Origin of the sequence: Candidatus Viridilinea mediisalina, assembly GCF_002532535.1 — a bacterium.
GTDB lineage: Bacteria > Chloroflexota > Chloroflexia > Chloroflexales > Chloroflexaceae > Viridilinea > Viridilinea mediisalina.
In genome coordinates this window covers 16,158-30,178 of record NZ_NQWI01000060.1, presented here as the reverse complement: position 1 = coordinate 30,178, position 14,021 = coordinate 16,158, and the positions used below count along the sequence as shown (strand labels likewise).

Sequence of the window (14,021 nt, the reverse complement as noted above, 5' to 3'; positions counted from 1 at the left end):
TCCTTCATCCTTCATCCTTCATCCTTCATCCTTCATCCTTCATCCTTCATCCTTCATCCTTCATCCTTCATCCTTCCAAACGCACTCAGGGCTGCCTCGACGGGGGTGAGGGCGTCGCTGCCCAGTTCGCCTGCGTCGCGTAGGGCGATGAGGGCGTCGCGGCGGGTGGTGAGGGTGCGACGGGCAAGCTCGGGGGGCAGTTCGTCGGGTTGGTAGGGCGCAAGCAGTTCGACGGCATCGCGTGCCCGCCCTTGGGCGAGGGCGAGCCGCGCTTGGCTGAGGGCACCTTCGGCGCGGCGTTCACGCGCTGCGCCAGCGGCAATCGCCTGGGCAAGCGCCTCCCAGCCTCCAGGGGGGGCGTAGGCCGCGAGGAGCGCAAGGTCGCTCTGGGCTTCGTCGTGGGCCGCTTGGGCCGCCGCCCAGTCGCGGGCGCGCAGGGCGGCTTGGATGGTTGACGTGAGCTTGCGGGCGACGGTTGTGAGCGCGGCGGCTTGGGCTGCGTCCAATTCAATCGCCCGTTGGGCCGCTAGGACGAGGCGCGCATCGGGGCGTTCGCGCCAGGCGCGGCGTAGGATGGCGAGCGCCTGGGCGGCATCGCCAGCACGCACGGCGGTTGCCGCTCGGCTGATGCTCTCTTCGATTACTGCCCGGCTTGAGGGGGCAGCCCGCACAGCGGCCTGCATGCCCAACAGCCGTAGACGCCGCACCAAGCCCTCCGGGGTGCGCTCGTTGCCCTTCCAGTGCAACTGGTTGCCCTCGGCGGTCGCGGCGGTGGCCCAACGCAACACGCCATCCTGCTGCTCAACCCAGGCGAGACGGATGGCCCGTGGGCGTGGGCGTTCATCGTTGCCGGTGACTCCATCAAGCAGCAGGATTTCGTCAATGTAGCGCCGCCCTGCTATCTTTTCGAGGTGCATCACCACCTGAAAGTTGTCGCAGGCATCTTCGAGGGCGTTCTCGCGCCGCCCACTGTAGATGTAGGCTCCCGGCATGGCGGCACAGTCGGCAAAGCGCTGCACCGCCCGCATAGCAGTCCGGGCGTGAATGGTGGTCACTACAGCGTGGCCACTGACTGCAACGGCCAGAATGGCCCCCGCCTCGGCGGCGCGTGTCTCGCCCGGCGCTACCACGCTGGGCGTTTGGCGCAAGACCTCACGGGCGGCCCGCCCGAAGGCTTCGGGTTCAAGGGCGGTCTGCACCAGTTCGCGTGTCCACACCGCGTGGCGCACGTTGATCTCCAGCGTGTTATCTTCAATGGTGATCACATGCGGTTCGCCGGGCCAGGCATTGACAATCGCTTCGAGCATGGCGGTCTTGCCGCAACCCGTTTCGCCCGCGATGAGAAAAGAGCAGCCAGCCCGCACCAAGAGACGCAGTAGGTCACCCACAGCCTGATCGCAAGCCCCCCGGCTCAAGACATCATCGAGACCCCAGGCATACCGTCGCCCGCGCCGAATACAGATAAGGCCGGTCTCTTCGGGGGTACAGGGCGGAATAGTGACATGCATACGGGTGCCGTGGGCCAGCGGCAGGGTGTCTTGGGGCCGCGTGCGATCAAGGGGGACATTGAGGCGGGCCGCGAGCAAGAGGGCGCGATCAAGGGCTTGGCGTGCATCGGGGAAACGTTCAGGCACAAGCGTAAAATCATTGCCCTCCTCCTGAACCATGATGCGGTCGCCAATGATCTTCAATTCCTGCACGCGCTCATCGTCGAGGTAGGGTTGGGCCGGGCCCCAACCAAGGGCATCCTGGAAGAGGTTGAGCAGCGAGCGTTCGTCGGTGGGCAGTTCGCGCAAGGGGCCATAGCCCCGTTCCACTTGGGTGCCAATCTCGGCACGCAGCACACGCAACACTTCAGGGTCGCGTGTGGAGGCCGGGGCCACCGGATCGAGCAACTCGGCACCAATCTGGTCGCGCAGGGCTTCACGCACAGCCTGGAGAATCGCCGCATCGTGGCTGCGCCCACTCACAACAACTGGCTCCGTCACAAGCGCAGCGAGGCCGCCGTCTTCGATTACCGCCAAGGGGCGGGGTGGGGGGGGTGAGTTGGATGGTTGCATGGGGGTACTCCTTGAGGAAACAGAGGAACAAAGGAACAAAAGAACAAAGGAACAAAAGAACAAAGGAACAAAAGAACAAAGGAACAGACATCAACCTATAGGATTTTTTCTGTTCATCTGTTCATCTGTTCATCTGTTCATCTGCTCTTCTGTTCATCTGCTCTTCTGTTCTTCTGTTCTTCTATGCCGTCGCCACGAGACCGCGTTCGCCGCGCCAGCGGGCGTGCATGCGTTCCCAGAAGCTGGACTGGGGCAAAGGGATGCGCGGCGTGAGGCCGAGACGGGTGCAGAGGGCGTCGCTGACTTGGTGGACAGCAGCGGCGAAGGGGCTGTGAGGCCCAAGGTCGAGCATGGAGACGTAGCCGTCATGCTCGTCGGCGAGGCTGGCGAGGCGCGGGGCACGCGGCAGCACGCCAAGGGATCCCACCTGCGGGTAGCGCCGCGTAAAGAGCGAATTCACTTCGCTGACGGTTGCGACTACGCCGCGTTCCGGCTCCATGAAAAGCAGCGCACAGCGGTCTAGCGCATCGGGCACATGGTCGCGTAGGTGGTCGAGCAGGTGACCAACGCCCATGCGCTCGCGCGCACCAGGCGGGGTGGGTAGCACCACTGCGCCGCCCATCTGGAGGACGTGGGTGGCATAGGGACGACGCAGGTAGTCGGGGGGGGTGTCAATAATGATGATGTCGTAGCCTTCAACCCCAACTGCGCCCTGGTAGAAGCCTTGCCAATCGGGGAGGCGCACGTCGTTCTCGACGCGGGCGACGGCGTGGGAGCCAATCAGGAAATCAATCGGCCCCCAGCCGTTGGATGTACCACGGGTGTGATCGGGGCGAAAGATGAAGGGTTGGATACCGCTGGCTGTCCACTGGGCCGGGCCGCGCTGGATCAGGTGCAGGTAGGAAGGGGCGCTACTGGGGATGCGAAAGGCGGGCACAAGGCCCGGATTGGAGATGTCGCTGTCCCAGACGAGGACGCGCAGACCGCGACGGCGCACCCCCTCGGCCAAGACGCAGGTGGCAAAGGTCTTGCCGATCCCGCCCTTGGCGGCTCCCACAGCGATCACCGTACACTGGCGCGGGCCGTCGCCACCGCGCAGACTGAGTTGCTCACCGATCCAGGTGGCAACCGCAGCGGGATCGCGCTCACTAATCGCGGGCAATCCGGCCCCCTGAGCATCATTGAGCGCACTCCGCGCTGTACCGGCGAAATTGAGCAGCACCCGCGAACCGACGCGCCGCGCTAAGGTGGCGGTGCGCCACAGGTCGGGCAGCGGTGCAGCGCGGGTATCATCGAGATAGATCGCATCGGGCGCATGCGCTCCCTCCAGCAGTCGGTTCACCTGTTCAAGCTGCGAAGGGGCCAGCACAGCAACATCGCGGAATTGTTCGATTTGGGCGGCGAGGCCGTCCATGGCGGTAAAGAGGACGAGTTCCATTGGTTTTCTCCTTAGATATTGGGGGGAATATGGTTCCCATAGCGTTTAGGGCTGCCGCCCTAAAACCCGCTGCTGGGGCTACGCCCCGAACCCCGTTTTTTGTGCGGTGTTGGCGGCTTCGCCGCCAACACCGCACAAAAAGAGTTGTTAGCGCGAAAAAGCTCTGGGCCGCGCCGCTTGGCTTCGACAGGCTCAGCCAGCGCACCACCGCGCCGCGTGGCTTCGACAAGCTCAGCCAGCGACGCGGGGGCGGCTTCGCCGCCCCGCCAGGGGCTACATGCGCCCAAGGCCCCAGGCGGCGTTGACGTTGCCTACGCGCACCAGACGATCAATGCTGGCTTCATAGAGGAAGAGCGGATTGGTGGGAAAGATGTCGCCACTCTGCCCTTGGGCACCTTGGCGCAAGACCTCTTCGATGGCAACGACACTGCGCCGCCCGCGAATGGTGAGGCCGATCTGCACAACAATGAGGCTCACGGTTTCAGAGGTGATCAGGCCACGGACGATCTGGGCGGCAGCTTGGCCCCCGCCGCCCGCTTCGGCGGCGAGGCCGAGCATGGCCATGCGTTCGAGGTTACGCAAGGCCCCCTGAACGCCGCCCGCGTGGATGGTGCCGACACCAGGGTGGCCAGTGGCGGCAGCCTGGAGCATCGCTATCGCTTCGCCGCCACGCACTTCGCCCACAATGATGTAGCCCGGCTTCTGGCGTAGGGCAAAGGTGACCGCCCGCGCAAAGCCGCCCTGCTCGCTCGGGGCTTCGATGTGCAGGCTGTTGGGCGCACGCGGCAACTCCCCGCCATCCTCGATGCAGACGAGGCGCGTGCGCCGCCCAATCGCCTGCGTAAGCGCAGCGGTCAGTGTCGTCTTGCCGCTGCCCGTTGGCCCGGCCACCAGCACCGAAGCGCCCGAAGCCAGCGCCTCAACCAGCAAGTTGGCCGCCTCACGGCTCAAGAGGCCGACCTGCATGAGGTCGTCGAGGCTGCGCCAGCGTTCGGGCAGCAGGCGAATGGCCAGACTGCGCCCCTCGCGGGACATCGGCGGGCCGGTGAGCGCAAAGCGGAGCCGGTCGGCGACGCCTTGGGCCATTGGGGGTAAGTAGCCCTCGTTGGGGTTGAGGCGCTGGCTGCGTAGCAGCAACTGCCGCTGGACCCAAGTGATCCAGCGCGGGTGGGCGGTCACGCCGGTGCAGACCATTGCGCCACGCTGGACAACATAGAAGGGCTCGTCGGGCGGGCCGTTGTAGAGGATGTCCGAAACCTCGTGTTCCGGATCGCGCCAGATTTCAAGCGGGCCGTACCAGTCCAGTTCAGCCCGCTCGGCGGGGCTGATCTCACCCCCGATGCCCGCGAGGGCAAAGGTGTGTTCCGGCGCGAGATCCCAACAATCGCGTAGCCGCCCGCTGCGTACCAACATACGCAACTCCTCGCCCAGATCGGCCAGGTTGCGACCAGGCAGCACTGGGGGGGCAGTGGGAATGACTTGAGCTTCGAGGGACATGTGGATGACTCCTTGTGTGCAGGGCAGAGGAACAGGGGAACAGGCGAACAGGGGACAGAGGAACAGGAGAACAGGGGAACAGAGGAACAGGCGAACAGGGAACAGGAGAGCAGGGGACAGAGGAACAGGTGGGTCGATCCCTCAACAAGTTAGGGAAGTAGAAATTGTTGTTAGCGCGAAAAAGCCTTGGGTTGGCAGGCGACCTCGCGGTGGCTTCGACAGGCTGGTTTCGGCAGGCTCAACCACCGAGCCACCGCGCCGCTGGCTGAGCCTGTCGAAGCCAAGCGGCGCGGCCCAGAGCTTTTTCGCGCTAACAAATTGTTACGTATCCCAACAGCTTGTCATGAGGCAATCAACAACATCCACTTCCCTTATACCAATTATCATTGAACAGGCCGCATGCCCAATGACAATCTAGCCCATTGAGACGCCATGTTCGGCAATCTGCAATCTGCAATCTACAATCGTAACTGGTATTACTCACCATCATCGGATCGAGGCTGAGGTGTGGGCACTGGGGCGAGCAGGGCAGGCACGCTGAGTTGCTCGGCATCGAGGCGGTCGAAGGAGGGCAGTGTGTCGGAGGTTGTGCCATAACGTTCGCCCCAAAGCTGGAGGCCACCGACTTCAAGCGCACGAATGGCTTGAGCTTGGTAGGGGGTCAGTTCCAGGTAGGCCGTGCCACCATCAATCCAGAGCACCCGCACCGAACTGAGCAGACGGCAGGCGTAGGGCCGGTTGTTGCTGGCATGCTCTTCACTGCCGACCACCTCCATGGGAAGATTGCTGGCAAAGGCTTGGCGCTGGTTCGCACACAGCGCCGGGTCGCCGGAGGGATCGCTGTAGCCGATATTCACGAGGTCGCGGTAGTGGACTGGGCCCAGGGCTGCCACACTGAAAGGCATGGGCACCATGTTCTCGCTCAGCCGTTCGCCGTTGGGGTAGACCGGCTGGGTTGGGGGTTCGAGCATGAGCATCGTGGGTTGGGCCAGATCATTCGTGGCGAGGTTGCGGGCCGCGTACTGGCCAATCACCGCCTCCGGGCGTGTGATCCCAGCCAACTGCACCGGGCGGTGCAACGGTACCTCCACAACCCCAAGGTCTTCTGCGTGGATGCGTTGGCCATAGGGGACATCGCGGATCAGGATGACAACCTCTTCGGTGCGTTGGCTTTCGAGGTAGCCCATCAGCGCAAACCCAATGGCGGCGAGCATCCCAATGGCCAGCAGGATCGCGGGCAGCGGGTTGGCCTTCTTGCGGGTCATGGCTTGATGGAGCGACGGGGCGGTGTTGGGGGCGAGCGTGGTCATTGGTTTTGTCCTTTCTTTAGAGGCGAAGCTGTGGGATGCGGGATGCGGGATGCGAGAGGCGGGATGCGAGAGGCGATGAGGCGGGATGCGAGAGGCGATGAGGCGGGATGCGGGATGTCGTGCATCTGTATCCTCGCGTCTCCAATGCCCCGCATCCTCGCCTCCCCAACGCTCCGCATCCTCGCGTCTCCAACGCCCCGCATCCTCGCCTCTCCCTACCTTGCAGGATCAAGTACGTCAGCGGCGATAATCAACGGAGTAAAGTCGCCCCACCCGACAATGCCGGTCATGACGGGGCGCATCTCGGCGCAAATCAGGGGGATGTCAGGGGCCGGACTGGAGACGGTGCGTCCCCCGACGCTACACGTTCCGCCATTGGGGAAGACGCTCCAGCGCACGGTGGCGGCAGCGGCGTCAATCGCGGCGTTGGGGGTGGCCCCGCTGATGCCGCGCACCCCCCGCAGGTTGGTACGCAAGATCTGGTCGGCAACGGCAATCACCGCTGCACACGGCCCCCCCGCCGCCCCCACAGTCGTGACATTGATGCAGTCTCCTGTAGCCCGTAGGCCCATTTCATTGCGCGCAAAGGCGCTGTAGTCCAACTGCTGCACCGCTGAACGGGTCGCGTGTTGCAGCGCGTCTTGGATCATGGCAACCTGAAGCCAGCGTTCCGACACCTCGATCGCCATCAGCACGAAGGCGACAAGGACGGGCATCATCAGCGCGGCCAAGGGCAGGCTTTGGCCCCGCTGCTTGGGTGGAGGAGCATTGGGTTTGGTGTGGTCAATCATGGTGGTACCTGGATAGTGAGGCGAGAGCGTTGGTAGAGACACAGAGTGTTTCACCACAGAGGCACAGAGAACACAGAGAAGCGAATTTTAGAGAAGCGCATTTTGTCGCAGTACCATCACCCGGATTGGCTCTCCCAATACCAACACCTCTGTGCCCTCGGTGTCTCTGTGGTGAAATGCTCGGTATCTCGATTCTCGTCTCTCCCTCACTGCTGATCCCGCTCCGAGGCACGGGTCGCCTCAGCGCGGAGCGTAAACTCATCAAGGGGAAAGGGAACCCAGAGCCGGTCGCGGTAGACCACTGTGACCGTCACGGGATCGTAGCGGCGGCAGGTGCTGCCACCGCTAACTGGGGCGCATTGCACCACAACCGTGGCTCGGCTGATGTGCGTTCCTACTCCGGCATTGAGTACCAACTGGGCGGCGTCTTCAGCCGGACGACTCTGCCCGCCTGCAATGGCGGCTTGGTGCGCGGCAGCCCGTGCGGCTTGGTTCACCGCGTAGTTGGCGAGCAGCATCTGTCCTACCCCGATCAGGCCAAAGACGAGGCTCAAGAAGATGCCCAATACCATCACGAACTCGACGATTGCTTGGCCTTCGGCGCGCGGTTGGTCGCGGGCCATCTGTTCTGTCTGCATCATGGTTCTTTCTTGCTATGGGTGGGTGAAGAGGTACCGTGTGTTTCACCACAGAGGCACAGAGAACCCAGAGAGGTGTATGGTACGGCAAACCGTATTGGTACTCCCTCCGTCAAAAACTCTGTGTTCTCTGTGTCTCTGTGGTTCAATCCTCCGTATCTCTTGCTCCTAACTTCCCGGCCCCACAACGCTACGCGGGGTGAGCAGGGTGATCACGAAGGTACCCTCGTAGACATGGCGCTGGCGCGGGATGGTCGTGAGTTCCACCGGGGCATAGCTCCAATCGCCAAGGGGGGCACCGGGGTAGAGGTTCATCACCCGTACCTCCACCTCCACCGCCACGGTGAGTTGCACCGGGCGCAACTCCGGCAGGGCGAAGAGGTAGACATCGTTGCGCATGCTGGGCAACTGCGCCCCCGCGACGGGCCGGTGTGTCCAGTAGACATGCCCCTGGCCCTCCATCTCTCCTTCGCTGACGGTGTGCCCCGGAATGACGCTGTTCAAGGGCGACCACTGGTTGGTTGCACCGGGGTAGGCATAGGTGCATCCGTTCAGTCGGGTGCCTGCCAGTGCCGTAGAACCGGCACGACACCCGGCGATGCCGCGCGCATCAGCACCGTGGGCTCCCACCGTGCCCGTGGGCAGGCCGAAGTTCACGATGCTCCAGCCCGTCACGCGCCCCTGCACCCCGTAGGGCGTCGTGGGATCGCCCCAGGTTGGATTGGGGATGTTCAGCGTCACCAAGCGCGGCGTGAAGTCCAACACCTCTCCGGCAGGCCATGTGATGTTGGTGTCATCCGAGCGGTAGACCGCATCGCGTGAGCTACCACCCCGGTGCGCCGGGTCAAGGGTGGAGTGAATGGCGAGTCGTAGATCGCCACTGCCCTCCGGCACATCCGCTGGCGGCGGCAGGATGGTCATGCTGTCGCTGCTCTGGTTGTCCACCGGCTCGTCGCCGGGGCTGCTGGTGGCGATGCTGGCCGCCATGCCCACACTGCCGCCCGGCTGCTCGTTGATTTCCAGCGTGATTGCAATGCTGCCACTCGCCCGCGCCGCCAGGGTGCCTAGCGTGAAGCGCAGGGTGTTCCCGTCAATCACGTAGGTGACAGAGGGCGGATGCACCACCGTATGCACCTGCGCGTTCGCCGGAATGGGGACACTGATCTCGACGTTCTGGGCGGGCCATGTGCGATTGGCCGGGCGGCGTTGTCCGACTGGGAGCGTGGCGCTGCTTACGTCGTTGCCGTAGGTCACGCGGAAGCGCACGTAGCTACGCCAGCCCGGTTCCATGGGTACCGATTGGTTTTCGCCCCGTACCTGAATGTAGACGTTGGGCCGCATGGCGCGGCAGATGCGCTCGTCGTCGTTGTTGCCCATGTCGGACGGGCGCTCCGGCGTGGCCGTGTCAATCCGTACCGCTATGGTCACGTCGTCGGGCGGGTAGTCCGGCGGCAAGCGAAACTCGAAGCTGCGCGAGCCACTGGCTCCCGGCGCAAGGTCGCCCACGTTGCAACGTACCTGGTTGGAGGCCAAGAGCGCACAGCCAGCCGGGAGGTTGCGCGTCTGGTTGACCTCCATCGGTAGCGTGACCGTGAAGAGGCTCGTGCGGGCCAGACCGTCGCCGTAGTTGCCGAAGTTCACCCTGACCGGGTGCCACTCGCCCACGGGCAACTCTGCGCTCGCCGTGGGCAGGGTCAGTTCGGCCCATACATCGGGGAACTGCACGCGCACCACGAGGGTCGCAAGGTTGTTGTGGGGTGAGTCGGCCACACTCGTGGTGCTGATGCGGGCCTCGTGGGTTGCCGTCTCTGCTGCGTTCACGGTCGGGCGCACCCGTACCTCAATGCTGCCACTGGCCCCCGCTGCCACTGTGCCCACGCTGGCCCAGGTGAGCGTCTGGCCGCTTTGGGTGCGCGTGCCACCGCCGCTGCTCGACACGACATCGTAGCCGTCAGGCATGGTGTAGGTCACCTGCACCCCATGGGCCGGGGCGGTGCCCGCGTTCTCGTAGGTGATGGTGTAGACCGCCTCGTCGCCCACGAGGATCGGCGTCGGCCCTGTGAGCCTGATGCTCACTTCGGGCCGCTGGATCGTGGTGGTCACGCTGTCCATCGCACTCGCGGCGTTCGTCGCGTCTACCGTGGCCCAACTGACCGCTGAGATACTCGTGCGCCGGTTGGGTTCCATGGTGATCGGGAAGTGGTTCAGGTTCTCTGTGGCCCGCACGCGCACCGTGAATGTTCGGCTCCCGTTCACCGCGAGGGTGCCCAGGTTGGCCCAGGTGATACGTTGCCCACTCCGAGTGTGCGTCCCCGTCGCGGAGAGGTAACTGATCACGGTGGGTAGGTCGTGAACAAGGCTCACCTCGCGGGCCGCGATGCTGCCGTCGTTCCCTATCGTGATGGTGTAGTCAAACTCGGCCCCGGCGTTCACCGGCGAGGGGCTCGTGATCTGAATGGTCAGGTTGGGCCGTTGTAACAGCGTACTCGTGGTGGCCCACTTCTCACCCGCCCCCGGCGTGGTCGTGGTGACCAGCACCGCGTTGGTGCGGCTCCAACTGGTGCGGGTGGCGGGGTCAAAGGTTGCCGCCGCCCGCACGCGCAGCGTGAAGGTGCGCGAAGTCCCCGCATTGAGCGTGCCCACGTTCCAGCGCACGCGCTGCGCGTCGCGGGTGTGTACCTGTGGCGATGAGACGTAGGTCAAGCCAGCGGGCAGGGTGTCTTCCACCACCACCCCCGCCGCATTGAGAACACCGTTGTTCCGCACGGTGATGGTGTAATCAAAGTGTTCCCCCGCCTCCGCCGTGGCTGGCCCGCTCTTGCTAATGGTCAGGTTGGGCCGTCGGATCGTCGTGGTGGTGCTGGAGGAATCGGGGTCTACGTCGGGCGTGGTGCTGCTGATGATGGCCGTGTTGGTGCGCTGCCACTCCGCAACGCGGTCAAGGCCCGGTGTGGTGGTGTCCAGCGGGAAGTCAGTCTCCGTGCCGGTCGCCCGTACCCGCAACGTCACTTGCAACGCCGGGTTCGCCGCTGTGCCCTCGCCCGCCCCGCCCTCAAGGGTGCCCAAGTTCCATGTAATCGTCTGGCCCACGACCGTATGGTTACCCGTGGCTGAGAGGTAGGTGAATCCAGTAGGCAGGGTATCCACGATGGTCACGCCGTCGGCGGCGCGATGGCCCCGGTTGCCGTAGCGGATGGTGTAGACCAGTTCCTGCCCCGCGTTGACCGTCGGTGGGCCGGTCTTCTCGACCCACGGCTCTGGTTCGCCTTCAACGAGGCCGAAGGCGTAGCGCAGGTCTACTTGGGAACGTAAGCCCACCCCGATGGCAACCACCCCATTCGCGTCGGCATCGCTATCGAGGCGCGGGTCGCCGCCAGCGTGTTGCCGCGTGGGGGCGAAGCCCTCAAGGATTCCACCCGGCGCAAACATATCGGGGCGAATCCGTACCGAATACTCCTCGTGGGGGGCCACGTAGAAGCGCCAGTTATCGCCCTCCGGCTCGTCTGGGTTGACCGGGCCGGTGGTGACGGAGGCACGCGGGATTCCGTTGGCATCGAGCAGTTCGAGGACGACCCCGTGGATGTCAGGTTCGCCGGGGTCTTGGATGCCGTTGCCGTTCTCATCGTGCCAGACACGGCTGCCAATCGCTCGCCAGCCGCAGAGCAGCTCTACATCGCCGAGTCCCGACGATTTGAAATGATTTGCCCCATTGTAGAACTCCTCAGCAGCGGTTGGTTCTCCCCCCGTTTCCACATCAAACCAGAGTGCGCCCGACCAGTGTTCGTTATCACGCGGGCGGGCTGCCGTTGAAACAACTTCCCCGCCGTAGGAGCCGTCATGCATTCCTGGCACGGTGGTCACGCCCCCGCCCAAGCCTTCCGGGTAGACCGGGTTGCTGCGCGGGCTGCTGAACAAGTAGCCGGTTTCGTCGCGGAAGTGATCATGCGACCCGCTGTCTGGCGCTGTCCACCCGCCACTACCAGTACTCCGCGCCACAAGCATGTCGCCTTGCCCACGGGTGTAGATGTCTGGGAATCGCTCCGTCGTGCCAATGTCGGTAGCGCGGGAACGCAGGCCGAGCAGCATGTCGCCCGCTTCGGTAAAAGCAATACTGGTGAGCATGGGCTGCTGGATCGTCGAGGTGGTACCCGGATGGAACAAGGTGGCATCCCGCCACGGCATCCATTGGGTGCTGAGTTGGTCTTCGTTACCGTCCCGCCATGCCCCTGTCGCTCGCTGGGCATCAAAGGCATCAAGGCGGAAGTGGAGGACGCGGCTGACGGTGCCGACACCCGCCTGCCAGCGCAGCACGCCCGCGTAGAGATGATCGCGTCGGTTCTCATGAGCATGGGTTTCACCAGAGCAGACGTACCCCAGATAGGCGAAGTCGTTGCCCTCATCATCGGGGTGGTAGGTGAGGGCGAAGGGGCGGAAGTCACCATTCCCGCCGGGGCAGCCCGCCACACCGGGATTGATGATAAATTCTTCGGGGGTGGGATTGCTGCCCGCGCTGTGGGTGTCGAAGAAAACGACGTTGCGGCTGCGGAGGTTAACCGTCGCCAACCAGCGTTCATCAGAGGAGACGGCGAGTCCGCCGAGTCCCGCCCTGCCGACGTGGGGCGCAGTGGTATCGTCACGCCCGAACGTGTGCAAGCCGCCCATCTCTGGGGTGTAGGCATGAAAGGCGCTATTGGGAAACACGCCCGCCGAGCCATCGCCGGGGAGGTTGGCAAAACCCGCTGGCCCCGCTTGCGCCCCCGCCGGCCCCGGCACCACGCCCGGCACTTGGGCGTAGAGCCGGGCTTCGCGGGTCGTGCGATCAATGACGTAGATCGCGCCCGGCCCGCCCATGCCAAAGCGGGTGACGCGCTTGACGTAGGATGCGGCGAAGATCTGCTCGCCCTGCAAGGCGGGATGGGTGTCGGGGTGGGAGCCGGTGCTGTAGGCGAGGCCAAAGACCGTCCCCAAACCTGTGCCGCCGTCATTGACTGCACCACTAAGTCCACCATCCCCCGCCGTGGCAAGGGTACGGTGGCCGGTGCGCCCATTACTACTCGCGCCAAACTCGGTAAGAATAGCGAAGGTGCGCCCGGCATTGTCGGGGATCGCATTATCGAAATCGTAGCTTGGACGGTCAAACGCCCCGGCCATGCACGCCGCCACGAAGCGGGGGGAGAAGTGGCTTGGTCGGCCCAAACTCTCGCCACTTTGGATGCACCGTCGAATACTGGCAATTGGGCTATCGGGCGGGTTGGTGATGCGGGCCGCTGCCGGGGGCGGCGGGGCGCTGAGGACAAAGGCCAGTCCGCCGACGACGAGCAACGCGAGGGCGACCACCAGCGCGGGGATGCGCGGCGGGGGTAGGGGGGCCGGGTTAGGGGAAGCAGGGGAAGACACAGGCAACTCCTCTCACGAACAGGCCACACGCTGCTGAAAAGCACGGAAAGCCACTGCAATTCGCGGAAATTCGCTGAAATACACGAGATTGGGGGCTTGACACACGGTATCGGATAAGGTATACTGAGAGACGAGAACGCACCCGTATTCATCAAGGAGAACACCCCCATGACCATGCACCGCACGATCCGCCCCCTGACCACCCTGCTCGCTCTGTTGCTGCTGCTGGCCCTGAGTCTGGTTGTGTTGATGCCCCCTGCGGTGGAAGCGCAACACTACGATGATCGCATCTGGGGGGTGGTCTGGCACGATCTCAACTGCGACGGCATCCGCCAAGACGACGAGCCAACCCTGACGCATGTCCCGCTCTTTCTCTACTACGCCGGGCCGGATGGCGAGGTTCACCGCCAAGCCCCTGATATTCAAACCGCGTATTCTAGTAGCTTCGACGGCACCTACGGCTTCACCCTTGGGGGATGGGGCCGAGCCTACTTCATCGGGATTCCCAACTGGGAGCGCCCGGAGGGTTTCTATCCGGCCCCGTTCCGCCAGGGGGACGACCCGACCCGCGACAACGATCTGACGGTAGGGCTGATGCCCGGCTCGGACATGTGGACGACGCCGGTCTTCTGGATGCCGCCGTGGGAGGATCAGCATGTCGTGACCGGGATCGACATTGGGCTGTGCAGCATTGAGACGCAGACGGTCTACCTGCCGCTGGTGGTGCGGTAGCAATGGGGGTGAAGTAAGCACAAACATTGAGCCTCCTGGGTGTTGGTAGTAGGCGTTGCACGCCAGAAAAAAGTGCTGCTACTATTTACACCGCTTGAGAAGCCCAAAAGATACGGTCATTTTTGAAAATTCATCAAAATTGCTCAAAAAAAGGGGCG

Annotated in this window: 9 protein-coding genes; 1 reads left to right on the top strand and 8 read right to left on the bottom strand. The window is 64.0% G+C overall.

The window, feature by feature from the left end; genetic code table 11:
• Window positions 1-53 precede the first annotated feature (53 nt).
• From CJ255_RS13215 to CJ255_RS13185, 8 genes are all read right to left on the bottom strand, one after another.
• Entirely contained in the window at window positions 54-2,060 is a 2,007-nt protein-coding gene (locus tag CJ255_RS13215; protein ID WP_097644574.1) for an ATPase, T2SS/T4P/T4SS family, read from the bottom strand.
• A gap of 181 nt (window positions 2,061-2,241) precedes the next feature.
• A complete protein-coding gene (locus tag CJ255_RS13210; protein WP_097644573.1) occupies window positions 2,242-3,498 on the bottom strand; it encodes a P-loop NTPase family protein in 1,257 nt (418 codons plus the stop codon).
• A 59-nt stretch (window positions 3,499-3,557) separates the two neighbouring features.
• On the bottom strand, window positions 3,558-3,785 hold the full coding sequence (locus CJ255_RS22775) for a hypothetical protein (protein ID WP_124681932.1): 228 nt from the start codon (window positions 3,783-3,785) through the stop codon (window positions 3,558-3,560).
• On the bottom strand, window positions 3,772-4,995 hold the full coding sequence (locus CJ255_RS13205) for an ATPase, T2SS/T4P/T4SS family (protein WP_097644572.1): 1,224 nt from the start codon (window positions 4,993-4,995) through the stop codon (window positions 3,772-3,774). The genes CJ255_RS22775 and CJ255_RS13205 overlap by 14 nt, the downstream gene beginning before the upstream one ends.
• A 476-nt stretch (window positions 4,996-5,471) precedes the next feature.
• Entirely contained in the window at window positions 5,472-6,305 is an 834-nt protein-coding gene (locus CJ255_RS13200; RefSeq protein ID WP_097644571.1) for an SAF domain-containing protein, read from the bottom strand.
• A 215-nt stretch (window positions 6,306-6,520) separates the two neighbouring features.
• Window positions 6,521-7,096, bottom strand: coding sequence for a TadE/TadG family type IV pilus assembly protein (locus CJ255_RS13195; protein ID WP_097644570.1), 576 nt, complete (start codon window positions 7,094-7,096; stop codon window positions 6,521-6,523).
• A 206-nt stretch (window positions 7,097-7,302) separates the two neighbouring features.
• A complete protein-coding gene (locus CJ255_RS13190; RefSeq protein WP_245863385.1) occupies window positions 7,303-7,737 on the bottom strand; it encodes a TadE family protein in 435 nt (144 codons plus the stop codon).
• A 165-nt stretch (window positions 7,738-7,902) separates the two neighbouring features.
• On the bottom strand, window positions 7,903-13,131 hold the full coding sequence (locus CJ255_RS13185; protein WP_097644569.1) for an SdrD B-like domain-containing protein: 5,229 nt from the start codon (window positions 13,129-13,131) through the stop codon (window positions 7,903-7,905).
• A 168-nt stretch (window positions 13,132-13,299) separates the two neighbouring features.
• Between CJ255_RS13185 and CJ255_RS13180 the strand changes: the two genes are divergently transcribed.
• Window positions 13,300-13,863 (top strand): hypothetical protein, encoded by a 564-nt coding sequence (locus CJ255_RS13180; RefSeq protein ID WP_097644568.1) that lies wholly within the window; start codon window positions 13,300-13,302, stop codon window positions 13,861-13,863.
• Window positions 13,864-14,021: the final 158 nt, after the last annotated feature.

What these genes read in the sequence shown, in the direction of transcription:
- CJ255_RS13215 (WP_097644574.1), bottom strand. Translation starts at nt 2,060, where the DNA reads ATGCAACCATCCAACTCACCCCCCCCACCCCGCCCCTTGGCGGTAATC.
- CJ255_RS13205 (WP_097644572.1), bottom strand. Translation starts at nt 4,995, where the DNA reads ATGTCCCTCGAAGCTCAAGTCATTCCCACTGCCCCCCCAGTGCTGCCT.
- CJ255_RS13190 (WP_245863385.1), bottom strand. Translation starts at nt 7,737, where the DNA reads ATGATGCAGACAGAACAGATGGCCCGCGACCAACCGCGCGCCGAAGGC.
- CJ255_RS13200 (WP_097644571.1), bottom strand. Translation starts at nt 6,305, where the DNA reads ATGACCACGCTCGCCCCCAACACCGCCCCGTCGCTCCATCAAGCCATG.
- CJ255_RS13180 (WP_097644568.1), top strand. Translation starts at nt 13,300, where the DNA reads ATGACCATGCACCGCACGATCCGCCCCCTGACCACCCTGCTCGCTCTG.
- CJ255_RS13195 (WP_097644570.1), bottom strand. Translation starts at nt 7,096, where the DNA reads ATGATTGACCACACCAAACCCAATGCTCCTCCACCCAAGCAGCGGGGC.
- CJ255_RS13210 (WP_097644573.1), bottom strand. Translation starts at nt 3,498, where the DNA reads ATGGAACTCGTCCTCTTTACCGCCATGGACGGCCTCGCCGCCCAAATC.